The organism is Serratia sp. X10 (assembly GCF_017811775.1).
Taxonomy (GTDB): Bacteria; Pseudomonadota; Gammaproteobacteria; order Enterobacterales; family Enterobacteriaceae; genus Serratia; species Serratia ureilytica.
Map to the genome: position 1 here is coordinate 70,605 of NZ_JAEIOH010000010.1, position 23,916 is coordinate 94,520.

23 protein-coding genes are annotated in these 23,916 nt (G+C 59.9%); 7 read left to right on the forward strand and 16 right to left on the reverse strand.

The features are described 5' to 3' along the window. Positions 1-5: 5 nt before the first annotated feature. The gene (cpxA, locus tag J9788_RS23315; RefSeq protein WP_033631334.1) at positions 6-1,400 is read right to left on the reverse strand and encodes an envelope stress sensor histidine kinase CpxA; all 1,395 of its coding nucleotides are present in this window, start codon (positions 1,398-1,400) and stop codon (positions 6-8) included. Next, on the reverse strand, positions 1,397-2,095 hold the full coding sequence (gene cpxR, locus J9788_RS23320; RefSeq protein WP_004931124.1) for an envelope stress response regulator transcription factor CpxR: 699 nt from the start codon (positions 2,093-2,095) through the stop codon (positions 1,397-1,399). Before cpxR ends, cpxA begins: the two co-directional genes overlap by 4 nt. 148 nt (positions 2,096-2,243) lie before the next feature. On the opposite strand from cpxR, the gene cpxP reads away from it, so the two are divergent. From cpxP to J9788_RS23340, 4 genes are all read left to right on the forward strand, one after another. Continuing rightward, positions 2,244-2,723 (forward strand): cell-envelope stress modulator CpxP, encoded by a 480-nt coding sequence (gene cpxP / locus J9788_RS23325; RefSeq protein WP_004931122.1) that lies wholly within the window; start codon positions 2,244-2,246, stop codon positions 2,721-2,723. 131 nt (positions 2,724-2,854) lie between these two features. Further along, positions 2,855-3,757 (forward strand): CDF family cation-efflux transporter FieF, encoded by a 903-nt coding sequence (fieF, locus tag J9788_RS23330; protein ID WP_033631333.1) that lies wholly within the window; start codon positions 2,855-2,857, stop codon positions 3,755-3,757. 231 nt (positions 3,758-3,988) lie between these two features. After that, positions 3,989-4,951: a 6-phosphofructokinase gene (pfkA, locus tag J9788_RS23335; protein ID WP_004931116.1), complete on the forward strand. Its 963-nt coding sequence runs from the start codon at positions 3,989-3,991 to the stop codon at positions 4,949-4,951. A gap of 176 nt (positions 4,952-5,127) precedes the next feature. Further along, positions 5,128-6,117: a sulfate ABC transporter substrate-binding protein gene (locus tag J9788_RS23340; RefSeq protein WP_015379419.1), complete on the forward strand. Its 990-nt coding sequence runs from the start codon at positions 5,128-5,130 to the stop codon at positions 6,115-6,117. 66 nt (positions 6,118-6,183) lie between these two features. Here J9788_RS23340 and tpiA read toward each other — a convergent pair whose 3' ends face one another. Beyond that, complete coding sequence (gene tpiA, locus J9788_RS23345) at positions 6,184-6,951, reverse strand: triose-phosphate isomerase (RefSeq protein ID WP_025160373.1); 768 nt, start codon at positions 6,949-6,951, stop codon at positions 6,184-6,186. A 127-nt stretch (positions 6,952-7,078) separates the two neighbouring features. Next, positions 7,079-7,663, reverse strand: coding sequence for a DUF1454 family protein (locus J9788_RS23350; RefSeq protein ID WP_182265769.1), 585 nt, complete (start codon positions 7,661-7,663; stop codon positions 7,079-7,081). 199 nt (positions 7,664-7,862) lie between these two features. Between J9788_RS23350 and J9788_RS23355 the strand changes: the two genes are divergently transcribed. Beyond that, a complete protein-coding gene (locus J9788_RS23355) occupies positions 7,863-8,282 on the forward strand; it encodes a DUF805 domain-containing protein (RefSeq protein ID WP_033631330.1) in 420 nt (139 codons plus the stop codon). Between the two features lie 11 nt (positions 8,283-8,293). Here the strand turns inward: J9788_RS23355 and fpr are convergent, their stop codons facing one another. Continuing rightward, positions 8,294-9,040 carry a ferredoxin--NADP(+) reductase gene (gene fpr / locus J9788_RS23360; protein WP_033631329.1) on the reverse strand — a complete coding sequence of 249 codons (747 nt, stop codon included), beginning with the start codon at positions 9,038-9,040 and terminating at the stop codon, positions 8,294-8,296. Between the two features lie 3 nt (positions 9,041-9,043). Beyond that, on the reverse strand, positions 9,044-9,655 hold the full coding sequence (locus J9788_RS23365) for a metalloregulator ArsR/SmtB family transcription factor (RefSeq protein WP_033631328.1): 612 nt from the start codon (positions 9,653-9,655) through the stop codon (positions 9,044-9,046). A 298-nt stretch (positions 9,656-9,953) separates the two neighbouring features. On the opposite strand from J9788_RS23365, the gene emrD reads away from it, so the two are divergent. After that, complete coding sequence (emrD, locus tag J9788_RS23370) at positions 9,954-11,138, forward strand: multidrug efflux MFS transporter EmrD (RefSeq protein ID WP_033631327.1); 1,185 nt, start codon at positions 9,954-9,956, stop codon at positions 11,136-11,138. 194 nt (positions 11,139-11,332) lie between these two features. Here emrD and glpX read toward each other — a convergent pair whose 3' ends face one another. From glpX to J9788_RS23385, 3 genes are all read right to left on the reverse strand, one after another. After that, positions 11,333-12,343 (reverse strand): class II fructose-bisphosphatase, encoded by a 1,011-nt coding sequence (glpX, locus tag J9788_RS23375; RefSeq protein WP_182265744.1) that lies wholly within the window; start codon positions 12,341-12,343, stop codon positions 11,333-11,335. A gap of 128 nt (positions 12,344-12,471) precedes the next feature. Beyond that, on the reverse strand, positions 12,472-13,980 hold the full coding sequence (gene glpK / locus J9788_RS23380) for a glycerol kinase GlpK (protein WP_046897392.1): 1,509 nt from the start codon (positions 13,978-13,980) through the stop codon (positions 12,472-12,474). A 42-nt stretch (positions 13,981-14,022) separates the two neighbouring features. Next, positions 14,023-14,868 (reverse strand): MIP/aquaporin family protein, encoded by an 846-nt coding sequence (locus tag J9788_RS23385; protein WP_004931095.1) that lies wholly within the window; start codon positions 14,866-14,868, stop codon positions 14,023-14,025. A 524-nt stretch (positions 14,869-15,392) separates the two neighbouring features. Here J9788_RS23385 and zapB point away from each other — a divergent pair. Continuing rightward, on the forward strand, positions 15,393-15,632 hold the full coding sequence (gene zapB / locus J9788_RS23390) for a septal ring assembly protein ZapB (protein ID WP_004931092.1): 240 nt from the start codon (positions 15,393-15,395) through the stop codon (positions 15,630-15,632). 60 nt (positions 15,633-15,692) lie between these two features. On the opposite strand, the gene rraA is transcribed toward zapB, so the two are convergent. From rraA to priA, 7 genes are all read right to left on the reverse strand, one after another. After that, on the reverse strand, positions 15,693-16,178 hold the full coding sequence (rraA, locus tag J9788_RS23395) for a ribonuclease E activity regulator RraA (protein WP_004931090.1): 486 nt from the start codon (positions 16,176-16,178) through the stop codon (positions 15,693-15,695). Between the two features lie 75 nt (positions 16,179-16,253). Further along, a complete protein-coding gene (locus J9788_RS23400; RefSeq protein ID WP_046897393.1) occupies positions 16,254-17,171 on the reverse strand; it encodes a 1,4-dihydroxy-2-naphthoate polyprenyltransferase in 918 nt (305 codons plus the stop codon). A gap of 96 nt (positions 17,172-17,267) precedes the next feature. After that, entirely contained in the window at positions 17,268-18,602 is a 1,335-nt protein-coding gene (gene hslU / locus J9788_RS23405) for an HslU--HslV peptidase ATPase subunit (RefSeq protein WP_046897394.1), read from the reverse strand. 12 nt (positions 18,603-18,614) lie between these two features. Further along, the gene (gene hslV, locus J9788_RS23410; RefSeq protein WP_004931085.1) at positions 18,615-19,145 is read right to left on the reverse strand and encodes an ATP-dependent protease subunit HslV; all 531 of its coding nucleotides are present in this window, start codon (positions 19,143-19,145) and stop codon (positions 18,615-18,617) included. Between the two features lie 102 nt (positions 19,146-19,247). Beyond that, positions 19,248-20,180 (reverse strand): cell division protein FtsN, encoded by a 933-nt coding sequence (gene ftsN, locus J9788_RS23415; RefSeq protein ID WP_047025847.1) that lies wholly within the window; start codon positions 20,178-20,180, stop codon positions 19,248-19,250. Between the two features lie 65 nt (positions 20,181-20,245). Next, entirely contained in the window at positions 20,246-21,274 is a 1,029-nt protein-coding gene (gene cytR, locus J9788_RS23420; RefSeq protein ID WP_025304661.1) for a DNA-binding transcriptional regulator CytR, read from the reverse strand. Between the two features lie 290 nt (positions 21,275-21,564). Next, positions 21,565-23,760, reverse strand: coding sequence for a primosomal protein N' (priA, locus tag J9788_RS23425; RefSeq protein WP_182265743.1), 2,196 nt, complete (start codon positions 23,758-23,760; stop codon positions 21,565-21,567). Positions 23,761-23,916: the final 156 nt, after the last annotated feature.

Here is a 23,916-nt window from a genome sequence, read left to right on the forward strand (position 1 = left end):
AACTCTTACTGTTCTGTCTTAGACGATAGGCGTTGATGATGCAGCGGCAGCCACAGCACCAGCCGCAGACCGCCAAGCGGGCTGTCTTCAGCCTTCACCCAGCCGCGATGCTGATTGACCGCCGCCTCGACGATCGCCAGGCCAAGGCCGGTGCCGCCGGACTCACGGTCGCGCGCCTCATCGGTGCGGTAGAACGGGCGGAAAATCTGCTCGCGATCTTCGGCGCTGACGCCGGGGCCGTCGTCGTCAACCTGGATGGTCACGCCCTGATTGTCGGCGCTGAACGCCACGGCGATGCGGGTGTGCGAATAACGCAGGGCGTTGCGCACGATGTTTTCCAATGCGCTGTCCAGCGCGCTCGCGTTGCCGAACAGCGTCCACGGGCCGGGCGGCGCAGCGATCTCCAGCTGCTTGCCCATCTGTTCGGCTTCGAAACGGGCGTTGTCCAGCACGTCGGCCCACAGTTCGTTGGCCTTCAACTGCTCGCGCGCCAGCTCGCTCTTCTGCTGCCCGCGCGACAGCGCCAGCAGATCGTTGATCATCGAATCCAGCCGCTGCGCTTCGGTTTCGATGCGCGCCAGTTCGTGGCCTTCGCCGTGGCGGCGGCGCATCAGCGCGGTGGCCAGCTGCAGGCGAGTCAGCGGCGTGCGCAGCTCGTGCGAGATGTCCGAGATCAGCCGCTGCTGCGCGTTCATCATGCGCTCCAGCGCGCTGACCATTTGGTTGAAGCTGGCGCCGGTGGCCAGGAATTCCTGCGGACCGGCCTCCAGCTCCGGATGCTGCTTCAGGTTGCCGCGCGCCACGTCATCGGCGGCGTTCTTCAGCTTGCGCGCCGGCTTCGCCAGGCTCCAGGCCAGCCACAGCAGCAGCGGGGCGCTGATCAGCATGGTGACGATCAGCAGCAGCAGCGGCCGGTCGAACATCAGGTTGATGAAGTCGGATTGCGGGCTGTTGGCGGGACGGATCAGGTACAGCTGATAGTTGTCTTCGCCGTCGCGCACCGCGAACGGCCCGACCAGCTCGACGCGGCCGTATTTTTTCTTCTTCGGATGATCCGAGTTATCGGATTGGCCGATGAAGTTGCGGACGATCTGCATTTCGTTGCGCTGCGCGCCGATCACCCGGCCTTCGCTGGTGACCAGCAGCAGGCGTTGGCCCGGCGGCGCCCATTTGTCGATGGCGCGGAACAGGCGGCGCCACCACATCAGATCGTTGGCCGGATCGTTTTGCAGCTCGGCCTCGACGTGCTGTTCCAGCATCAACCCCTGCCGCTGCTCGCTGTCGAGCAGCGAGGTCATTTGGCGGGAGTCGAGCTTGGGCACCATCAACACCAGCATTAGCACCAGGGCTAACGTGAACCAGAAAATGGCGAAGATGCGTGCCGTCAAACTGTTGATCATGTTGCAGATACCATCAAATAACCACGCCCGCGCAGGGTTTTGAACCACGGATGCCCGTCTTTGCGATCCGGCAGCTTACGCCGCAGGTTGGAGATGTGCATGTCGATGGCGCGATCGAACGGAGTCAGGCGTTTGCCCAGCACTTCCTGGCTCAGCAGTTCGCGCGACACCACCTGGCCGAGATGCTGCGCCAGCAGATACAGCAGGGTGAACTCGGTGCCGGTCAGATCCAGCACCTGGCCGTCGAAGCTGGCCTCCTGGCGGCCGGGGTTCAGCTGCAGGCCATCGACATCCAGCGTCGGGGCGCCGCTGTCGACCTGTTGCTGCTGTTCGCTCCAGTTGGAACGGCGCAGAATGGCGCGAATGCGCGCGACCAGCTCGCGATCGTTGAAGGGTTTCGGCAGGTAATCATCGGCGCCCAGCTCCAGGCCCAGCACGCGGTCCAGCTCGCTGCCGCGCGCGGTCAGCATGATGACCGGCGTCTGGTGATGTTGGCGCAGTTCTTTCAGCGTATCGATGCCGTTTTTCTTCGGCATCATGATGTCGAGCAGCAGCAGATCGACGGAGCTGTCCAGCAGCGACAACGCCTGCTCGCCATCGTGCGCGACGACGATATTAAAACCTTCCATTTCAAGCAGTTCTTTTAACAGCGAGGTCAACTCGCGGTCGTCGTCAACTAACAGAATCTTGTTCATTATGATTTACCTCCAGACGCAAAATACGTCATCAACTGTTGCCATTCCATGACTTTACGTAGTTTTACATGCACTGACGCAGGTTTTCAGGTGTGGCGGTACACTGCTCCTCGTTGATTCGCAAAGTGAGAAAGCTTGAGGAGTTGAAATGCGTAAGGTGACCGCATTAGTTATGGCATCACTGCTGGCAATTGGTTCGACCGCTGCCTTCGCTGCCGACACTATACCGGACACAGCCCAACCTCCCGGCAACGACGCGATGACCCGAATACCCGGCCAGCACCATATGTTCGACGGTGTCAGCCTCAGCGAACAGCAGCGCCAGCAAATGCGCGATTTGATGCGCCAGGCCCGGCACGATCTGCCTGGTGTCAATGTAGCTGAAATGGAAGCCATGCATAAACTGGTGACCGCAGAGAAATTTGATGAAGCCGCCGTGTACGCCCAGGCGGAAAAGATGGCCCAACAGCAGGTCAAGCGCCAGGTGGAAATGGCCCGGGTGCGCAACCAAATGTATAACCTGCTGACGCCAGAGCAAAAAAGTGTTTTAGACCAGAAACATCAGCAGCGCATGCAGCAGATGGAGCAGCAAATTTCTGGTTTGCAGCAAGCTTCTGCCCAGAAGTGAAGTACGACTGAGTAGTCCCCTGTTTTTCCTTGCCATAGACACCATCCCTGTCTTCCCCGCCATGATGGCGGGGTTTTTTTTATCCGACATTTCGCTATATTGAGCGCCACACCTTTTAGCCGGGGCCCCTTATGGAACAGCGCTATGCACGCCTGGTAAAGTCCGCCGCGTTGGCAGCAACCGCGCTGGCGTCGTCGCTGCTGTTGATCAAAATCGTCGCCTGGTACCACACCGGTTCGGTCAGCCTGTTGGCGGCGCTGGTGGATTCGTTGGTCGATATCGCCGCCTCGCTGACCAACCTTCTGGTGGTGCGCTATTCGCTGCAGCCGGCCGATGCCGAGCACACTTTCGGCCACGGCAAAGCGGAATCGCTGGCGGCGCTGGCGCAAAGCATGTTTATTTCCGGCTCCGCCCTGTTTTTGTTCCTCACCGGCTTCCAGCACCTGTACGCACCGCAAACGCTGCGCGATCCCGGTGTCGGGGTCGTGGTGACGGTGATAGCGTTGGTCAGCACGCTGATTCTGGTCACCTATCAACGCTGGGTGGTCAGAAAAACGCGCAGTCAGGCCGTACGCGCAGATATGCTGCATTATCAGTCAGATGTCATGATGAATGGTGCTATTCTTATCGCTCTTGGGCTAAGCTGGTACGGCTTCCAACGGGCGGATGCGTTGTTCGCGCTGGGCATCGGCGTTTACATCCTCTATAGCGCGCTGCGCATGGGCTATGAAGCGGTGCAGTCGCTGTTGGATCGGGCGTTGCCGGATGATGAGCGCCAGGCGATTATCGCCGTGGTTTCCTCCTGGCCCGGCGTGAAAGGCGCACACGATCTGCGCACGCGTCAGTCGGGGCCGACGCGTTTCATCCAGCTGCATCTGGAGATGGAGGACACGCTGCCGCTGCGCGAGGCGCACCGGTTGGCCGATCAGGTGGAACAAGCCCTGCGGCAACGTTTTGCGGGGGCGGACGTCATCATTCACCTGGATCCGTGCTCCGTGGTGCCGCCGGGTAGGCAGGGGCATTGGGAGCTATAATCATATAGAGGCATAGCGCAACGTATTATCATGAATATCTGAGTTAGCTCAGCGTGCCATGCGGTGTTTTAACCGTTATATTGCGTGACTTGAATCAATTCAGCTGGGTGTTTTTGATATAATATCCAGCAATAAGCCGTAAAGCTGGTTTTCTGCAGCCGGAGAGGTTTCAAGACGATCGGCGGAGACAGAATTCTTAAGAAATTGCATCTACACAGTTCAGAGGTAGTCATGATCAAGAAAATCGGTGTACTGACGAGCGGCGGTGATTCGCCGGGTATGAACGCTGCAATCCGCGGCGTTGTGCGTTCTGCGCTTTCAGAAGGTCTGGAAGTTTTTGGTATTTACGATGGCTACCTTGGCTTGTACGAAGATCGCATGGAGCAGCTGGACCGCTATAGCGTGTCCGACATGATCAATCGCGGCGGCACCTTCCTCGGTTCTGCCCGCTTCCCGGAATTCAGGGATGAAAACGTGCGCGCCAAGGCGATTGAAAACCTGAAGAATCGCGGCATCGACGCGCTGGTGGTGATCGGCGGCGACGGTTCCTACATGGGCGCCAAACGCCTGACGGAAGAAGGCTTCCCGTGCATCGGCCTGCCAGGCACCATCGATAACGATGTCGCCGGTACCGACTACACCATCGGTTACTTCACCGCGCTGGAAACCGTGGTGGAAGCGATCGACCGCCTGCGCGATACCTCCTCGTCGCACCAGCGCATCTCTATCGTGGAAGTGATGGGCCGTTACTGCGGCGATCTGACGCTGGCGGCGGCGATTGCCGGCGGCTGCGAATTCATCGTGCTGCCTGAAATCGAATTCAATCGCGAAGATCTGGTGTGCGAAATCAAGGCCGGTATCGCCAAGGGCAAAAAGCACGCCATCGTGGCGATCACCGAGCACATCTGCGATATCGATGAGCTGGCGCGCCACATCGAGCAGGAAACCAAGCGTGAAACCCGCGCCACCGTGCTGGGCCACATTCAACGCGGCGGTTCACCGGTCGCCTATGACCGCATCCTGGCCTCACGCATGGGCGCCTACGCCATCGAACTGCTGCTGCAGGGTTACGGCGGCCGCTGCGTCGGTATCCAGAACGAAAAGATGGTGCATCACGACATCATCGACGCGATCGAAAACATGAAGCGTCCGTTCAAGGGCGACTGGCTGGAAACGGCGAAAAAGCTGTACTGATTCGCCGCTCGCCGAAAGCCTCCGCTTGCGGGGGCTTTTTTATGCTCGCCGGTGACATATTCCAGAATCATCTAGCCCAAAATTTTTTATTCTTTAATTGCCGGGAAAGTTTCTGGCAGGCTCTGATGCTAAATCAACCGATTGAGGTTGCGTTAATTTTCTGGGAGAGCCTGTCGATGCGTAAATGGGGTGTAGGTCTGACATTGGTGCTGTTGGCGTCCGGCGCCATGGCGAAGGATATTCAGTTGCTGAACGTGTCATACGATCCGACGCGTGAGTTCTATCAGGCTTACAACACGGCATTCAGCAAGCACTACCAGGCGGAAACCGGCGACAAGGTGACGGTGCGTCAGTCGCACGGCGGCTCCGGCAAACAGGCGACTTCGGTGATCAACGGCATCGAGGCCGACGTGGTGACGCTGGCGTTGGCCTATGACGTCGACGCCATCGCCGAACGCGGGCGCATTGAGAAAGACTGGATCAAACGCCTGCCGGACAACTCGGCGCCTTACACCTCGACCATCGTCTTCCTGGTGCGCAAAGGCAATCCGAAACAAATTCATGACTGGCCTGACTTGATCAAGCCGGGCGTGTCGGTGATCACCCCGAATCCGAAAACCTCCGGCGGCGCCCGCTGGAACTACCTGGCCGCCTGGGGCTACGCGTTGCACCACAACAACAACGATAAGGCCAAGGCGCAGGACTTCGTCAAAAACCTGTACAAGAACGTAGAGGTACTGGATTCCGGCGCGCGCGGCTCGACCAACACCTTCGTTGAGCGCGGCATCGGCGACGTGCTGATCGCCTGGGAAAACGAAGCGCTGCTGGCGGAGAAAGAGCTGGGCAAAGACAAGTTCGAGATCATCACCCCGAGCGAATCGATTCTGGCCGAACCGACGGTGTCGGTGGTGGATAAGGTGGTCGATAAACGCGGCACCCGCGAGGTGGCGACCGCCTACCTGAAATATCTGTATTCGCCGGAAGGGCAGACCATCGCGGCGCAGCACTATTATCGCCCGCGCGATGCGGCGGTGGCGGCCAAGTTTGCCGGGCAGTTCCCGCAGCTGAAGCTGTTCACCGTGGATGACACCTTCGGCGGCTGGACCGAAGCGCAGAAGGTGCACTTCGCCACCGGTGGCGTGTTCGACGAAATCAGCAAACGCTGATGCCGGTTGAGCGGCAATTAAAAAACCCCGGCTTGCCGGGGTTTTTTTATGGCGAGCCTAAGGCAATCAGGCTTTTTTCGCTGCGGCAGCGGCTTTGACGATCACGGCGAAAGCGTCGGCTTTCAGCGAGGCGCCGCCAACCAGCGCGCCGTCGATGTCCGGCTGGGAGAACAGCTCTGCGGCGTTCTTGTCGTTCACCGAACCGCCGTACTGGATGATGATTTCAGCGGCAACCGCGGCATCGTGCTTGGCGATGTGATCGCGGATAAATTTGTGCACGGCCTGCGCCTGCGCAGGGGTGGCGGATTTGCCGGTACCGATGGCCCAGACCGGCTCATAGGCGATCACGGTGCCTTTCATCGCCGGTGCGCCCAGCGTTTTCAGCACGGCGTCGATCTGGCGCGCGCATACTTCTTCGGTTTTGCCCGCGGCGTTTTCCGCTTCGGTTTCACCGATGCACAGCACCGGGATCAGGCCGGCTTCTTTCAGCACGGCGAATTTCTCGGCGATCACTTCGTCGCTTTCTTTGTGGTAGGTGCGACGCTCGGAGTGGCCGATGATGATGTACTGAGCGCCGACGTCTTTCAGCATGTTGGCGGAAACTTCACCGGTGAAGGCGCCGGACAGGTTAACGTCCACGTTCTGCGCGCCCAGCGCGATGCGGCTGCCGGCCAGCGCATGCTTGGCCTGATCCAGATACATCACCGGCGGGGCGATGGCGACGCCACAGCCGTCAACGCTGCTCAGCTCATGGCGCAGACCGGCGATCAGTTCGTTGACCATGTGGGTGCTGCCGTTAAGCTTCCAGTTACCCATAACTAATGGATGACGCATGTTTTTTCCTCCAACTAGGGAACGCGAGAGTCGAAATGACAACTGCCGGACCGGCAGTTTACCTGCCCAACAGTATAGAGATCATTAAGCGCGAAGGCTTTGCTTTTCGTCATTAAATGCCGCGCCGTTACGGCTCGGAAAGCGCCAGCTTAATCGGTTCAACCGCGAAGGTGACGCCTTTATCGCCGTTGTCCGAGACGACATAGCGAATGGCGCCGACCTGCTGTTGGTAAAAACGCGATCCTTTGCCTTTTTCCAGCAGGCTGTTCACCTTGTTCTGACTCTGTTCCACCGTCAGCGCCGGTTCGAATTGACGCATCAGCGCCGCCATGTAGGTGATGGCGATGGCGCGCGCGGCTTTTTCTTCATTGGCCTGCTGCAGCGGCAGATGCGTGATCTGCAACGTTTTGATTTTACCGGTACCTTTCTCCAGTGCGGTGGAGGCGTACAGGTTTTCGTTGAGTTTACTGGCGGCGCGCGTCAGCAGCGGCGAATCGTCTTCGGCGGCGGGAATGGCGCGGAATTCGCCAATCGGCAGCTTCGGGTTATCGCGGTTGTACTTTTCGCGGAATTTAATCACCGTCAGGTCGAACGTCGGCGCGCCGGCCAGCAGGTAAGGCGCGGTCGGTTTCGCTTCGGCGGCGGGCGGTTCGGCCCAGGCGCTGGCGGCGGCCTGCAGCAGGCAGGCGATGGCGAGGGTTTTTCTCAGCATGGCGTATGGCATCAAGGACAAAGATGGCTCCGATTAAAGCGATAACCCGCAGGCCTTGTCAAAGATCCCACGCCATTATCGGTTCGCTGACGAGAAAGCTGTGCGGCGCGCCGCGTTATGCGAGGCGGAAAACTCGGCCCGGCAGCGCCTATGTTACACTGCGGCGCAGAATATGGGCAGGCTTAGAGCGCAGGAATCGATGACGTTACAACAGTGGTGTTTTTCTTTTAAGGGCCGCATCGGGCGGCGCGACTTCTGGATCTGGATGGGGCTGTGGCTGGTGCTGATGGCGGCGGCGTTTACGTTGGCCAATTATCAGCTGGTCGCCATCCAATCCATCGCCTTCTTTATCGTGGCGCTGCTGTGGCCGACGGCGGCGGTGCTGGTCAAACGGCTGCACGATCGCAACAAGGCCGGCTGGTGGGCGCTGCTGCTGATCCTGGCGTGGATGCTGGCGGCGGGCAACTGGCAGATGCTGGCACCGATCTGGCAATGGGGCGTCGGGCGTTTCATCCCGACGCTGATTATCGTGATGATGACTATCGATTTGGGCGCCTTCGTCGGCACGCCGGGGGACAATCGGTTCGGCCCGGAAGCCGAACCGGTGAAGTTCCGCTGATCCCCGCCGGGTTACCAGTAGTGTTCGCTGGTGATATGGCCCGGCTTGCGGCGCAGGTGCTTGCGCATCTGGCGGTGGTCTTTCAGCGTTTGCTGGGTGTCCCGCACCATTTGCGGGTTGCCGCACAGCATCACGTGGCTGGTTTCGGCGTCGATGGTCAAGCCGATCGCCGCTTCCAGTCGGCCGTCCTCGATCAGCGCCGGCACGCGGCCGGTCAGTGAGCCGGGCGTCTCTTCACGGCTGACGACGGTCTGGATACGCAGCTTGCCGTTGTAGCGTTGCTGCAGTTGCTGCATCAGCGGCAGGTAGCTCAGGTCGCGCGCAAAGCGCGCGGCGTGCACCAGCACCAGGTTGTTAAAGCGCTCCAGGCCGGCGCCTTGCTGCAGAATCGATAAATAGGGGCCGATGGCGGTGCCGGTCGCCAGCATCCACAGCGTGTCGCAGTCGGGCACCTCGTCCAGCACGAAGAAGCCGGCGGCTTCTTTGGTCACCATCACGTCCGAGCCCGGCCGCAGCTGATTGAGGCGCGGGCTCAGTTTGCCTTCTGGCACCGTGACCAGATAGAACTCCAGATTGGCGTCATCGGGGGCATTGACGTAGGAGTAGGCGCGCTGCACCCGCTCACCGTCGATCTCCAGCGCCAGCTTGGCGAATTGCCCGGCGGTGAAAGGATCGATGGGGGCATTGACCACCAGGCTGAACAGCCCGTCGGTCCATTGTTTTACCTGCGTAACCTTGCCGTTTACCCATTCAGCCATACTCTAAAGCTCCCGTGGTCGAATCAAATAAGCACAATGTCGTGAGCCGGAAATGGCGTGCGCGGTGCGCTCTACCCGGTAGTCGTTGCCGAACAGCCGGTGAAACAGCTGCAGCTCGGAATTGCACAGGCTGCTGCAGTTGGAACCGGCCACGCCGATCGGACAGTGGTTTTCCACCAGCAGCGCACCGTGCGGATGATCGAGCAATTCGGCCATGTAACCGTCGTGTTGCCGCAGGCGAACCAGGCGGGTTAGCCGATCCTGATGGCTGCGCTCGGCGGACAACTCTTCGGCATAGCGCAGATAAAGCTGCTCTTCGCGCGCGATGAGCAACGGTTCCACGCCGGCGCCGCCAAACAGCTGCAGTGCGGATTCCCGCAGTCGCTCCTGATCGTCGGCCGTGTAGGCGTGCCCCCGCTCGGTCAGCGACCAGTAGCGCGTCGGGCGGCCGACCTTGCTGCGCGCTTCTTCGTAACAAACCAGCTCACGTTTTTCCAGGGATTGCAGATGTTGTCGGATGCCCATCGGCGTGATGTCCAGACGCTCCGCCAGCATTTTGGCCGAGTGCGGGCCGAGAGCCTTTAACTGCAATAAAATCAGCTCAGGTGTTTTCATGAACCAAATCCCTATGGTGTTATTTTATTTCAAGTTGATGAAAATAATTATCGATTAAATGCTAAAGCGCAGCTACTGCAAACGCGCTAATTTTTACCCCCAAAGCGTTAGACGTACAGTTTAATTTACGAGCCTGGTCGGGTTTGCTGCCAGTGTGACCTAGATCAATATTTGTCTGAAACTCGCTAAAAAAATCAGATTTGATTAGCTTATGCCGCCATAGAGGGCTGCTCGCCGTTCTGGCTGCTGCAACGGCCATACCGGGACGCTGTGACGAGTTGAAACGTTAACGAAGATAATGAGAAAACTAGAGAACTTTCACCTGTTGGTGATGCTTATCCTGTTGGTCGCCGTCGGCCAGATGGCGCAAACCATTTATGTTCCCGTTATTGCTGACATCGCTCACGATCTGTCGGTGCGCACCGGCGCCGTGCAGCGGGTGATGGCGGCGTATCTGCTGACCTATGGTTTCTCCCAGCTGATTTACGGGCCGATATCGGATCGTATCGGGCGTCGGCCGGTGATCCTGACCGGCATGATGATCTTCCTGTTGGGGGCGCTGGGCGCGCTGCTGTCCACCAACCTGACGATGCTGGTCGCCGCCAGCGCGATTCAGGGCATGGGCACCGGCGTGGCGGGCGTGATGGCGCGCACCATGCCGCGCGATCTGTATGCCGGTACTGCGCTGCGTTACGCCAACAGCCTGCTGAACATGGGGATTTTGGTCAGTCCGTTGCTGGCGCCGGTGATCGGCGGCGCGCTGGCGATGGTGTTCGGCTGGCGCGCCTGTTACGCCTTCCTGCTGGCGCTGTGCGCCTGCGTTGCCTTCGCCATGTTCCGCTGGCTGCCGGAGACCCGTCCGGTACAGACGGAAAAACGCCGCATGCTGGCCAGTTTCCGCCAACTGCTGGGTGACAGTACCTTCAGCTGCTATCTGGTGATGCTGATCGGCGCGCTGGCGGGGATTGCGGTATTTGAAGCCAGCTGCGGCGTATTGATGGGGGGCGTGTTGGGGCTGAGCGGTCTGACCGTCAGTATCCTGTTCATTCTGCCGATCCCGGCGGCGTTTTTCGGCGCCTGGTATGCCGGGCGCGACGGTAAGACCTTCCACACCCTGATGTGGCATTCGGTGCTGAGCTGCCTGCTGGCGGGAGCGATGATGTGGATCCCGGGCTGGTTCGGCGTGATGAACATCTGGACGCTGATCGTGCCGGCCGCGCTGTTCTTCTTCGGCGCCGGCATGCTGTTCCCGCTGGCGACCACCGGGGCGATGGAGCCGTTCCCTTACCTGGCAGGCGCGGCGGGCGCACTGGTGGGCGGGATGCAGAACATGGGGTCCGGTCTGGCGACTTGGCTGTCCGCCATGTTGCCGCAAACCGGGCAGTTCAGCCTCGGCTTGCTGATGTTCGCGATGGCGCTGCTGATCCTGCTGTGCTGGTGGCCGCTGTCCAATCGTATGCAGCATCAGGGGCATACCGCATAACCACAGGGCGCCATTCGGCGCCCTCATACCGTTGACAAAGGGGAGAAAAAGCGGGGGTTTTCTCCCCTTTGTGGTTATCAGCCGAAAATCAATAAATTGATTTTCCTTGTTTTCTGTTCGCTGCTCTCTGCCAACCTGGCAAGAGTATGAGGTTTGTCATCAATCATCAGGGCGCCCTTCGGCGCCCTGTTTCGTTACAGCAGAAATTCGTGCAGCGTCGGGTCTTTGCGATCCAGATAGTGGGTCGAACGAATACGGCGGATGGTGCGCGATTTACCACGGATCAACAGAGTTTCGGTGGTGGCCATGTTGCCCTGGCGGCTGATGCCTTCCAGCAAATCGCCCTTAGTGATGCCGGTGGCGGAGAAGATCACGTTGTCGTTGCGCGCCATCTGATCCAGATGCAGCGCCTGGCCGGCTTCGATACCCATCTCCCGGCAGCGGACCAACTCCTGTTCGCCGATGCGGCGGTTTTCGGCGCTGTCGCCTTTCACCTCATGACGCGGCAGCAAACGCGCCTGCATGTCACCGTCCAGCGCGCGGATCACCGCGGCTGAGATCACCCCTTCCGGCGCGCCGCCGATGCCGTACATCACATCGACCTCGCTTTCCGGCATGCAGGTGAGAATGGAGGCCGCTACGTCGCCGTCAGGAATGGCGAATACTCGCACGCCCAACTGCTGCATCTGCGCGATGACGCCGTCGTGGCGCGGTTTGGCCAATACGATCACCGTCAGCTGCGACAGCGGTTTGCCCAGTCGTTCGGCGACGTTCTGCAGGTTCTCTGCCAATGGCCGGTTGAGATCGATGGCGCCGCGCGCCGCCGGGCCGACTACCAGCTTCTCCATGTACATGTCCGGCGCGTGCAGGAAGGTGCCGCGATCGCCCACCGCCAAGACCGCCAGCGCGTTGGACTGGCCCATGGCGGTCATGCGGGTGCCTTCGATCGGATCGACCGCGATGTCCACCGCGTCGCCCTGACCGGTACCGACCTGCTCGCCGATATACAGCATCGGCGCTTCGTCGATCTCGCCTTCGCCGATCACGATGCGCCCATCGATATCCACTTTGTTGAGCATGATGCGCATGGCGTGGACCGCCGCGCCGTCGGCGGCGTTCTTGTCGCCGCGTCCCAGCCATTTGTAGCCCGCCAGCGCGGCGGCTTCGGTAACGCGGGAGAATTCGATGGCTAATTCACGTTTCATGGCAAACCTGTCTGTGAGAAAGGGAAGAAAATATCGACAAAGTCTATCACAGCGCGATGGCGGCAGGGCGGGGCAAAAAAAAGCGCCGCCCGCAGGCAGCGCTTGTTGGCGAAACGGCAGCTTCGGGATTACTCGTGATCTTCCCATGCCTGAGCGCGAGCTACCGCTTTTTTCCAGCCGCTGTAACGGTAGTTGCGTTCGGTGGTTTCGATGCTTGGGCGGAATTCACGCTCAATCACCGCTTTGCTCTTCACTTCATCCAGATCGTTCCAGTAGCCGATGGCCAGGCCCGCCAGGAACGCGGCGCCCAGCGCCGTCGATTCACGCACTTCAGGGCGTTCTACACGGGTGCCGAGAATATCGGACTGGAACTGCATCAGGAAGTTGTTGGCGACCGCGCCGCCGTCCACGCGCAGCGATTGCAGGCGGGTGTTGGCGTCGGCCTGCATGGCGTCCAGCACGTCGCGCGTCTGGAAGGCGATGGATTCCAGCGTGGCGCGGATGATGTGGTTGCTGTTGGCGCCGCGGGTCAGGCCGAAGATGGCGCCGCGGGCATACGGATCCCAGTAGGGCGCGCCCAGGCCGGTGAAGGCCGGCACCACATAGACGCCGTTGCTGTCTTTCACCTTGGTGGCGAAATATTCGGAGTCGGCGGCGTCGCTGATCAGTTTCAGCTCGTCGCGCAGCCACTGGATAGACGCACCGCCGATGAACACCGCGCCTTCCAGCGCATAGTTCACTTCGCCGCGCGGGCCGCAGGCGATGGTGGTCAGCAAACCGTTTTTCGAGCGCACCGCTTCTTTGCCGGTGTTCATCAGCAGGAAGCAGCCGGTGCCGTAGGTGTTCTTCGCCATGCCCGGTTGAACGCACAGCTGGCCGTAAAGTGCCGCCTGCTGGTCACCGGCGATACCGGCGATAGGAATACGCGTGCCGCCCTTACCGCCGATGTTGGTCTGGCCGTACACTTCGGAGGACGGGCGGACTTTCGGCAGCATGGCGCGCGGGATATCCAGCACTTCCAGCATGCGCTCGTCCCAGTCCAGCTCGTGGATGTTGAACATCATGGTGCGTGAGGCGTTGGTGTAATCGGTGACGTGTACGCGCCCCTGGGTCATTTTCCACACCAGCCAGGTATCCACGGTGCCGAACAGCAGTTCGCCGCGCTTGGCGCGCTCGCGGGCGCCTTCGACGTTGTCCAGGATCCACTTCACCTTGGTGCCGGAGAAGTAGGGGTCAACCACCAGGCCGGTGTTGTGACGGATGTACTCTTCCAGGCCGTCGCGCTTGAGCTTCTCGCAGATGTCGGCGGTGCGGCGGCACTGCCAGACGATGGCGTTGTAGACAGGCTTGCCGGTCTCTTTTTCCCAGACGATGGTGGTTTCGCGCTGGTTGGTGATGCCGATGCCGGCGATCTGATCGGAATTGATGTCGGCCTTCGCCAGCACTTCTACCAGCGTCGAGCTTTGCGACGCCCAGATCTCCATCGGGTCGTGCTCAACCCAGCCGGCCTTTGGATAGATCTGCGGGAATTCGCGCTGCGATACCGCAACGATGTTGGCGTCGTGATCGAGCACGACGGCGCGTGAGCTGGTAGTCCCTTGGTCGAGTGCGACAATGTATTTTTTTTCTACAGTCATGGTAATTATCCTGCTGTTGTTAACCGTGTAAAACTGCACCCATCACGCTTTACGCTGCTGGGTCTTGGCGTCGGGCTCTTCTTCCGTCACGCAGACGTCGCACGGCAGGTGGCGGCCAATCAGCGCGCGGTAACCGAAAGCGCCCAGGCCACAGCCGACGATAGGGGCGAAGATCGGCACCAGGAAGTACGGGATGTCGCGCGCGCCGGTGAAGGCGACTTTGCCCCAGCCGGCCAGGTAGGCGAACAGTTTCGGCCCGAAGTCACGCGCCGGGTTCAACGCAAAGCCGGTCAATGGTCCCATGGAGGCGCCGATCACGGCAATCAGAATACCGATCAGCAGCGGCGCCAGCGGGCCGCGCGGAATGCCGTTGCCGTCGTCGGTCAGCGCCAGGATCAGGCACATCAGGATCGCAGCGATCACCATTTCCACCAGGAAGGCCTGGCCGACGGAGATGTGCGCGTTAGGGTAAGTCGAGAAGATGCCGGCCAGTTCAAGGCTTTCGTTGCTGCCGCGCACCATATGGTGAGCCGCTTCGAAGTCGAAGAACAGGTTATAGTACAGCCCGTAGACCAGGGCGGCGGCGCAGAAGGCGCCGGCGATCTGCGCAATGATGTAAGGCACCACTTTGCGCCCGTCGAAGCAGGCGAACAGCCACAGGGCGAGGGTGACCGCTGGGTTGAGATGCGCACCGGAAATGGCGGCGGTCAGATAGATGGCCATGGCGACGCCGAGGCCCCAAATGATGCTGATTTCCCACTGGCCGAAGCTGGCGCCCGCCAGTTTCAGTGCGGCAACGCAGCCTACGCCAAAGAAGATCAGCAGCGCCGTGCCGAGGAACTCGGCGATGCACTGGCCTTTTAATGTCGGACTGGTGGTTTGGCTCATAATGTTGGTGTCCTGCAAAACGGCGGTTGTTGGTTTATAGGCTCAGCCAGGTATACATCTGACCTATGGGCACAGTTTTTTTCATCTCGTCCAATTATTGAATGAGGACGTGATGTAAATTTATCGTTAACGAACATAAACGAGAAATAGCGAAATCAAAATGTGTGTGGCGCGTCATAAAATTGAGCGATTTCGCGTCGTTCAGTGTTCTTTCTGAGCCATAAAAGTGTGATCTGACCAGTGGTTTGGCGAGGGGCGTTAACAACTCGCGGCGGCGGCGGCGGGGATTTTCAGTTTTTACTGATGGCGAGGGCAGGAAAATTGCAACAGACTGCGCGATGATCCGGTATGTTGCTAGACAGGCGGAGACTGGCTACTTACAATCGTTTTTAACGAATCGAGACTGGCGCGCCTTCCGTAACGGCGCGCGTCACTGAGCGCGATGCAATATTCGCAGTCGCTGCAGCCGACGTTGCGGCCGCTACTTATAGATGTACGCCTTGCTATCATGAGGGGACTGAAGCATGTCATTTGAAGTATTTGAGAAACTGGAAGCAAAAGTACAGCAGGCGATTGATACCATCACCTTGTTGCAGATGGAAATTGAAGAGCTGAAAGACAAAAACAACTCTCTGTCGCAGGAAGTTCAGGCTGCCTCCGGCAACCACGAAGCGCTGGTGCGCGAAAACCAACAGCTGAAAGAAGAACAGCACGTATGGCAAGATCGCCTGCGCGCGCTGCTGGGCAAAATGGAAGAGGTTTGATTCCTTACGCCATGCAGCAACGAAAAGGGCGCCTGAGGCGCCCTTTTTCATGTCCGAAAATCACTCGATGTCGAGCGGGTCTTCGGAGAGGATGATGCCGGTGTTGTCGGCATACAGGTGGTCGCCGGAGAAGAAGGTGACGCCACCGAAGTTGACGCGGATATCGCTTTCGCCCACGCCTTCGCTTACGGCACCCGCCGGGATCGCCGCCATCGCCTGAATGCCGATGTCGAGCTCTTCCAGATCGTCCACCTGGCGCACCGCGCCGTATACCACGATGCCTTCCCATTCATTCTGGGCGGCCAGGCGCGCCAGTTCGGCGTTGATCAGCGCCCGGCGTACCGAACCGCCGCCGTCGACCAACAGCACGCGGCCGCGACCGTTTTCTTCAAGCAGATCGAATAACAGGCCGTTATCCTCAAAGCATTTCACCGTGGTGATCTGCCCGCCAAATGAAGTACGCCCGCCAAAATTGGAGAACAGAGGTTCAACAACGTTCACCTCTTCATGATAGATGTCGCAAAGTTCGGAAGTATCGTATTTCATAGGATTTTACGTCTGTTTGCCGCAGGAATGTTCAGTATATCCCTTTATTCGCCCTGTTGGCAAAATCATCAGTTTTTAACTGAGCGCCACGCCGATGGCGAACAGCAGGTTGGCCAGCAACGCCGCCTTGACCATATGCTCCAGCATCGGCCGCATGCCGACCGGCGTCGGATCGCGCAGCACGCGCAGGCCGTGGCGCACCAGCAGCGGGATCGCCAGCACGAACAGCCAACCCCACGGGCTGTGGAGGTTGAACAGCGTGAACAGCGCGAAACACAGCACCGCGCCGCCGAGCAGCAGGGCGTGGTAAATGCGCGCCTTGTGCGGGCCGAGACGCACCGCCAGCGTATTCTTGCCGTTTTCGCGATCGCTTTCGATATCGCGCAGATTGTTGATGTTGAGCACCGCCGTCGCCAGCAGGCCGCAGGCGGTGGCCGGCAGCATCACGACGCTGTCGAAGGTGTGCGTCTGCAAATAGTAGGTGCCGGCCACGCTCAGCCAGCCGAAGAACACCAGCACCGAGATGTCGCCCAGCCCCAAATACCCGTAGGGTTTGTTGCCGACGGTGTAGGTGATGGCCGCCACGATAGACAGCCCGCCCAGCACCAGGAAGCCCAGCACGTCGCTGGGTTGCTCGCAGGCGACGGCGATCAGCGAACAGCCGGCGATGGCGATCAGCACCACCGTCACCACCAGCGCCCGTTTCATCTGCGCCTGGGTGATCATGCCCTTTTGCATGCCGCGCAACGGCCCGATGCGATCTTCTTTGTCGCTGCCTTTGACCGCGTCGCCGTAGTCATTCGCCAGGTTGGAGAGGATCTGCAGCAGACCGGCGGTCACCAGCGCCAGCAGCGCCACTTCAGGTTTCAGGCTGCCGTGCCAGGCGGCGATCGCCGAGCCGACCACGATGGAGGCAAAGGCCAACGGCAGGGTGCGGGGGCGTAGACTTTCGAGCCAGGCGGAAATCGGGGTGGTGGAGGTTGATGAGCTCATGTTTCGCTTCTGTCAGTAAGTTGCGGTGTCCGTTAGAAATAATTGTGGGAGGCAATGCCTCCCACACAGATGACTGACAAGACAATGATTGAGCGATTATAGGATAAAACGACTCAAATCTTCATCCGCCACCAGTTCATCCAGATGACTGCGCACGTAATCCGCATCAATTGTAATGGATTGGCCATTAATTTCACTCGCATCGTAGGAAATATCTTCCATCAGACGCTCCAGCACGGTGTGCAGACGACGCGCGCCGATGTTCTCGGTGCTTTCGTTGACCTGCCACGCGGCTTCGGCGATGCGGCGGATGCCGTCGGCGGTGAACTCGATGTTGACGCCTTCGGTGCCCATCAGCGCTTTGTACTGTTCGGTCAGCGACGCGCTCGGCTCGGTCAGGATGCGCTCGAAGTCTTCGGTGGTCAGCGCCTGCAGCTCAACGCGGATCGGCAGGCGGCCCTGCAGTTCCGGGATCAGATCCGACGGATTGGCGGTCTGGAACGCGCCGGAAGCGATGAACAGAATGTGGTCGGTCTTCACCATGCCGTGCTTGGTGGACACGGTGCAGCCTTCCACCAGCGGCAGCAGGTCGCGCTGCACCCCTTCGCGGGAAACGTCCGGGCCGGAGCTTTGGCCGCCGCGCTTACAGATTTTGTCGATCTCATCGATAAACACGATGCCGTGCTGCTCAACCGCTTCGATCGCCTGCTCTTTCAGCTCTTCCGGGTTCACCAGCTTGGCGGCTTCTTCTTCCACCAGCAGCTTGAAGGCTTCTTTGATCTTCAGCTTGCGCGGTTTTTGTTTTTGGCCGCCGAGGTTCTGGAACATCGACTGCAGCTGGTTGGTCATCTCCTCCATGCCCGGAGGCGCCATGATTTCGACGCCCATCGGCACGGCGGCCAGATCGATTTCGATCTCTTTGTCATCCAGCTGGCCTTCGCGCAGTTTCTTGCGGAATGCCTGGCGGGCGGCGGACGGCTCCTGGCCTTCTTCCGGCTGGCCCCAGTTGTTTTTGGCCGGCGGGATCAGCACGTCGAGAATGCGCTCTTCGGCCAACTCTTCGGCACGGGTGCGGTTTTTCTCGATCGACTGCATGCGCACCATTTTGATGGCGGCATCGGTCAGATCGCGAATGATGGAGTCCACTTCTTTGCCCACATAGCCCACTTCGGTGAACTTGGTGGCTTCAACCTTGATGAACGGCGCGTTGGCCAGCTTCGCCAGACGGCGGGCGATTTCGGTTTTACCGACGCCGGTCGGGCCGATCATCAGAATGTTTTTCGGGGTCACTTCGTGACGCAGCATCTCGTTAAGCTGCATCCGGCGCCAGCGGTTGCGCAGGGCAATGGCGACAGCGCGTTTGGCCTTGTTTTGGCCAATGATATAGCTGTCCAGTTCGCTGACGATCTCGCGCGGGGTCATTTCAGACATGGTATTCGATCCTTACGCTTTGGAAGGCAATTCTTCAATGGTGTGGAAATGGTTGGTGTAAATACAGATGTCGCCGGCGATGTTGAGGGATTTCTCAACGATGTCGCGGGCGCTCAGCTCGGTATTTTCCAACATGGCGCGGGCGGCGGCCTGGGCGTATGGGCCGCCGGAGCCGATGGCGATCAGATCGTTTTCCGGCTGCACCACATCGCCGTTGCCGGTGATGATCAGCGAGGCGGTTTCATCGGCGACCGCCAGCAGCGCTTCGAGCTTGCGCAGCATGCGGTCGGTGCGCCAGTCTTTCGCCAGCTCGACGGCGGCTTTCACCAGGTGGCCCTGATGCATTTCCAGTTTGCGTTCAAACAGTTCAAACAGCGTGAAGGCGTCAGCGGTGCCACCGGCGAAACCGGCGATCACTTTGTCGTTATACAGGCGACGCACTTTCTTGACGTTACCCTTCATCACCGTATTACCCAGGGTTGCCTGGCCATCACCACCGATGACGACCTGGCCGTTGCGGCGTACGCTTACAATTGTTGTCACGAGCAGACCCTCGTTAAAGACGGAAAGAAGTCCCCGCAGCGCCTGCTTTCGCAGACGCTACGAGGCATATTGAGAGTATAGATGGGGGGGGATTGACGCTTTTCAACCCCCAACGGAGAGGGGAATGCAACTCGACATGCCGACGCCCTTCAGGCGCGAAAGGGTTTTGTCCGCTGCGGCGCGGCTGCTGTAGGGGCCGAGCACCACGCGATTCCAACCGCCACCGGCGGTGATGCGGCTCTCGATGCCCTCGAACGCCAGGCGCGCACGCACGGATTCAGCCTGATCGGTGGCGCGGAACGAACCGCATTGCACCATCCACTTCTGTTTCGATTCCGGTTTGGTGTCCTGCTTGGCCGTTTCCTGCTTCACTTCCGGTTTGGGCTCCGGCTTCGGTTGCGGCTTCGGCTCAGGCTGTTTCACCTGCGCCGGCGGCGGGGTGACTTGCTTCGGCTGCTGGTGCTGCTGCACCGGCGCGGTGGCGGCGCCGTTGTTGAACGGGTTGCGCGGCGCCTGAGTGACCTGCTGCTGTTGCTGTACCGGCTGCTGCTGCATTTGCGGTTGTTGCATCTGCTGCTGGCGGTTGCCGCGCGCATTGGCCTGGCCCGGATCGTTATACGGCACTTCATTCAGCTGCGTCGGACGCTGTTGCATGTCGGCCTGCATCTGCTCCAGCAGTTGCCGTTGTTCGGCGGTCAGCTGAGTTTTGGAATTGAGCTCGCCGCCGGCCGTCGGTTCGGTCGGGGTTTGCACGCCGATCTGGCGGTTTTCCAGCTCTTTGATATAGCGCCAGCGCTCTTCCGGCTTCGGCGGCAGGCCGTTGCCTGGGCGAGTGGTGTGCGCAGGCAACAACGGCGCGTCTTCCGGCTTGTTGTGCGTAATGAAATAGAGGCCACCGACAAAGACAACCAGCAACGCGACGGCTAACGCCAGCACGGTTTTGGAAACCTTCGGAGAACTGCGTTTTTTACGGCTGGGGGTTTTGCGCTTAGCTCCTGCTGCGCGCCCACGGCTTACATAGTCTTTTTGTGCCACTATTATTCCGCTGTGTCCTGATGAGAGGATAAGTCCGTCATGTTACTGAACCCTAAAATATTTGACTAGCGTTTCGGAGCAGCGGTGCTGCCTCTGATAATCAATTCACTGTCCAAGAGTCGGGAGCCGCTGGCCACCGTCTGGCCGTTCAACTGTTCCAACAGCAACAACATCGCCTGCTGGCCGATCTGGAAGCGCGGCTGCGCCACCGTGGTCAGCGGCGGATCGCAATACTGCGCCAGCTTGAGGTCGTCAAAGCCGACGATCGACAGATCCTGCGGTACCCGCAGCCCCATTTTCTTCGCCTGGGACAGCACGCCGATCGCCATGACGTCGCTGTGGCAGAACACCGCCGTCGGCGGTTTCGGCTGAGCCATCAACTGGGTCAGCGCTTGCGCGCCGGCTTCGTAGGTAAAATCACCCCGGGTAATATAGCTGCTTTCGACGGTAATGCCATTACGGCGTAGCGCTTGAACATAACCCTGCAGCCGATAATGGCTCAGCGGCATCTGTTCTGGTCCGGCGACGCAGGCGATCTGCCGGTGGCCCAATTGATGCAAATAATGCACGGCTTCAAAGGCGGCGGTCAGGTTGTCGATATGCACCGTCGGCAGTTCCAACTCGGGCGCGAACTCATTGGCCATCACCATCGGCGGTAGGTTGCGCTGCTCTTCCTTGCTGGCGTCGAACGGTAGATTAGAGCCCAGCAGCAGCATGCCGTCGATCTGTTTGGTGATGATCAGATTGACGAAGGTGCGTTCTTGCTGGTTCTGCTGCGCGCAGTCGCCGATCAGCACCAGATAACCTTGTTGGGCGGCGGTCTGTTCGATCCCCTGGATCACATCCGCGAAAAACGGATCGCAGATGTCGGGCACGATCACCAGGATGGTGCGAGATTCGTTGCGTTTGATATTGCGTGACAGAGCATGAGGAGAATAACCCACGGCCAGCACGGCCTGTTCCACTTTCTGACGCGTTGGCGTTGACACCTTTTCCGGATTCATCAGCGCACGCGATACGGTAGCCGTTGAAACGCCCGCCATTTCGGCGACGTCTTTCATGGTCGCCATGGATAACTCTTTCTTGTGTTCCAACGCCTTTCTCCTTGCGTCAGCCCCATGCCGACGCCACTACTGCTGTTTGCTCACAATGTCCGGCATGCGGTGGCGGGATTGTTGTCATTGGCGCCACTCGCGTTCGAGCACTCCGTCGCGCTGCGATGTGGCGACAAAATTTGCCCTCGCAGACATTCTAAACAGAATACGCCCCGCCTTTGTTACCTAATTTGCATAAAAAATGTGACCCGAGAAGGTTTTTTAGCGTTCGCTCGCAATTTAAAGGGTAAACGTTTGCATGACGGCAGCTAAATCGGACTTTTCCGGGATCAGCTGTCGATCGGATCGACATCCAGCGTCCATTTCACCTTGCGCGTTTGCGGCAGGGTGCCGATCAGCGGCAGCGAGCTTTTCATCAGCTGTTGCAGGACGCGCCGTGTCGGATGCTGCAGCAGCAGCTGCCAGCGGAAACGGCCGCCGCGTTTGGACTGCAGCGCCGGCACCGGGCCCATCACCCACAGCGAATCGTCCTTAAGCGGACTGGCTTCCAACAGATTGCGCAACTGCTGCAGGAACAGCGGGGCCTGTTGGTTATCGTGATCTTCGGCGCGCACGATGATGTGGCTGGTGTAGGGCGGCAGAAACACGCTGTTGCGCTCCGCCAGCGTCTGTTTGGCGAAGGCGTCGTAACCTTGTTGCAGCAGCACTTGCAATAACGGGTGCTCCGGGTGGTGGGTTTGCAGCAGCACTTCACCCTGTTTGCCCGCTCGCCCCGCGCGCCCGGAGACCTGGGTATAGAGCTGAGCAAAACGCTCGGCGGAGCGGAAGTCGGCGGAGAACAGCGCGCCGTCCACGTCCAGCAACGCCACCAGCGTGACGTCGGGAAAATGGTGGCCCTTGGCCAGCATTTGCGTGCCGATCAGAATGCGCGCTTCGCCTCGATGAATATCCGCCAGATGCTGTTCCAGCGCCCCTTTACGGCTGGTGGTGTCGCGATCGATGCGGGTGATCGGCGTGTCGGGGAACAGCGGTGCCAGCTCCTGCTCCAGCTGCTCGGTGCCGACGCCGACCGATACCAGGTGGGTGGAGCCGCACTGCGGGCATTGGTGCGGCACCGGTCGCTGGCTGTCGCAGTGGTGGCAGCGCAGCTGGCGCTGATGCTGGTGGAAGGTGTAATAGTGATCGCAGCGCTGGCACTCGGCGATCCAGCCGCACTCGTGGCACAGCAGCGCCGGGGCATAGCCGCGGCGGTTGAGGAACAGCATCACCTGATTGCCGGCTTTTAAATGGTGCTGCATGCTTTTCAACAGCGGCTGCGACAGGCCGACCTTCAGCGGCAACCCTTTCAGATCGATCAGATGCTGCGCCGCCGGTTTGGCGTTGCCCGCGCGCTGGGTGAGCTTTAACTGGCGATATTTGCCCAGCTGCACGTTGTGCAGCGTTTCCAGTGCCGGCGTGGCGGAGCCCATCACCATCGGAATATCTTCTTCCCGGGCGCGGAACACCGCCAGATCGCGGGCGTGGTAGCGCCAGCCTTCCTGCTGTTTATAAGAGCTGTCGTGCTCTTCGTCGATGATGATAACGCCCAGTTGCCGGAACGGCGTGAACAGCGCTGAGCGGGTGCCGATGACGATCGCGGCTTCGCCGCTGCGCGCGCGCAGCCAAACCGCCAGCCGTTCGCTGTCGTTCAGCCCGGAGTGCAGCACGTCCACCGGCGCGTTGAAGCGCTCGCGAAAGCGGGCGATGGTTTGCGGCGTCAGGCCGATTTCCGGCACCAGCACCAGCGCCTGCCGGCCTTTGGCTAACACGTTCTCCAGCACGCTGAGATACACCTCGGTCTTGCCGGAGCCGGTGACCCCGGCCAGCAGCCAGGCGGCAAACTGCTCATCTTCGCTTCGGATCGCCCCGACGGCGGTGGCCTGTTCGGTATTCAGCCGCAGCCGCTCGCCGAGCACCGCAAAGTTGGGGCGCCAGTCCTGCGTGGCCGCGACCTGAGCGCGCAGATCGATCAGCCCTTTGGCGCGCAGCGCCTGCAGGGCGCTTTCCGTCAGCTCAAGCTGGCTGACCTGATGGCGATAGACCGGGCGTTGCAACAGCGCCGCCAGCGCCTGCTGCTGTTTCGGCGCGCGTTTCAGGCTTTCGGGCGGCGTGGCGCGCCCCTCTTCGGTGGCGAACCACTGCCACAGCGGCGCGGCCTCGGCCGGTTTGCCTTGGCGCAGCAGGATCGGCAGCGCGTGGAACAGCACTTCGCCGATGGGATAGTGGTAGTAATCGCTGGCCCAGCGCAGGATGCGCCACAGGCTGGGGGAGAACAGCGATTGCGTGTCGATCACGCTGTCGATCGGTTTGAGTTTGTCCAACGGCAGTTCGCTGGTGTCGCTGCAGCCGGTGACGATGCCGATTGCATGCTGCCTGCCCCAGGGCACGCCCACGCGCGCGCCGGCCACCGGCTGCATGCCGGGCGGCAGCAGATAGTCGAAGGTGCGGGCGAGGGGGACCGGCAAAGCAACGTGTACGACGGGCATGATCTCATCCAAATTGAAAAAAAGTGGGCATCAGTTTACACGGCGCATCGGCAAATGTACGGTTCCGATTGCGCGCCCCAACTAATGCTGTATAATTTGCCGCCTTTGGTATAATTCGATACCAAAATTCTATTATCAACCACGTGTGGTGTCTGG

Excerpts from the sequence above, each read along its gene's own strand:
- glpK (WP_046897392.1), bottom strand. The coding sequence starts at position 13,980 with ATGACTGTAGAAAAAAAATACATTGTCGCACTCGACCAAGGGACTACC.
- J9788_RS23365 (WP_033631328.1), bottom strand. The coding sequence starts at position 9,655 with ATGAAAACACCTGAGCTGATTTTATTGCAGTTAAAGGCTCTCGGCCCG.
- hslU (WP_046897394.1), bottom strand. The coding sequence starts at position 18,602 with ATGTCTGAAATGACCCCGCGCGAGATCGTCAGCGAACTGGACAGCTAT.
- zapB (WP_004931092.1), top strand. The coding sequence starts at position 15,393 with ATGTCATTTGAAGTATTTGAGAAACTGGAAGCAAAAGTACAGCAGGCG.
- J9788_RS23340 (WP_015379419.1), top strand. The coding sequence starts at position 5,128 with ATGCGTAAATGGGGTGTAGGTCTGACATTGGTGCTGTTGGCGTCCGGC.
- J9788_RS23400 (WP_046897393.1), bottom strand. The coding sequence starts at position 17,171 with ATGAGCTCATCAACCTCCACCACCCCGATTTCCGCCTGGCTCGAAAGT.
- priA (WP_182265743.1), bottom strand. The coding sequence starts at position 23,760 with ATGCCCGTCGTACACGTTGCTTTGCCGGTCCCCCTCGCCCGCACCTTC.
- J9788_RS23350 (WP_182265769.1), bottom strand. The coding sequence starts at position 7,663 with ATGCTGAGAAAAACCCTCGCCATCGCCTGCCTGCTGCAGGCCGCCGCC.
- cpxA (WP_033631334.1), bottom strand. The coding sequence starts at position 1,400 with ATGATCAACAGTTTGACGGCACGCATCTTCGCCATTTTCTGGTTCACG.
- J9788_RS23385 (WP_004931095.1), bottom strand. The coding sequence starts at position 14,868 with ATGAGCCAAACCACCAGTCCGACATTAAAAGGCCAGTGCATCGCCGAG.
- rraA (WP_004931090.1), bottom strand. The coding sequence starts at position 16,178 with ATGAAATACGATACTTCCGAACTTTGCGACATCTATCATGAAGAGGTG.
- J9788_RS23355 (WP_033631330.1), top strand. The coding sequence starts at position 7,863 with ATGACGTTACAACAGTGGTGTTTTTCTTTTAAGGGCCGCATCGGGCGG.
- fpr (WP_033631329.1), bottom strand. The coding sequence starts at position 9,040 with ATGGCTGAATGGGTAAACGGCAAGGTTACGCAGGTAAAACAATGGACC.
- fieF (WP_033631333.1), top strand. The coding sequence starts at position 2,855 with ATGGAACAGCGCTATGCACGCCTGGTAAAGTCCGCCGCGTTGGCAGCA.
- pfkA (WP_004931116.1), top strand. The coding sequence starts at position 3,989 with ATGATCAAGAAAATCGGTGTACTGACGAGCGGCGGTGATTCGCCGGGT.
- glpX (WP_182265744.1), bottom strand. The coding sequence starts at position 12,343 with ATGAAACGTGAATTAGCCATCGAATTCTCCCGCGTTACCGAAGCCGCC.
- tpiA (WP_025160373.1), bottom strand. The coding sequence starts at position 6,951 with ATGCGTCATCCATTAGTTATGGGTAACTGGAAGCTTAACGGCAGCACC.
- emrD (WP_033631327.1), top strand. The coding sequence starts at position 9,954 with ATGAGAAAACTAGAGAACTTTCACCTGTTGGTGATGCTTATCCTGTTG.
- cpxP (WP_004931122.1), top strand. The coding sequence starts at position 2,244 with ATGCGTAAGGTGACCGCATTAGTTATGGCATCACTGCTGGCAATTGGT.
- cpxR (WP_004931124.1), bottom strand. The coding sequence starts at position 2,095 with ATGAACAAGATTCTGTTAGTTGACGACGACCGCGAGTTGACCTCGCTG.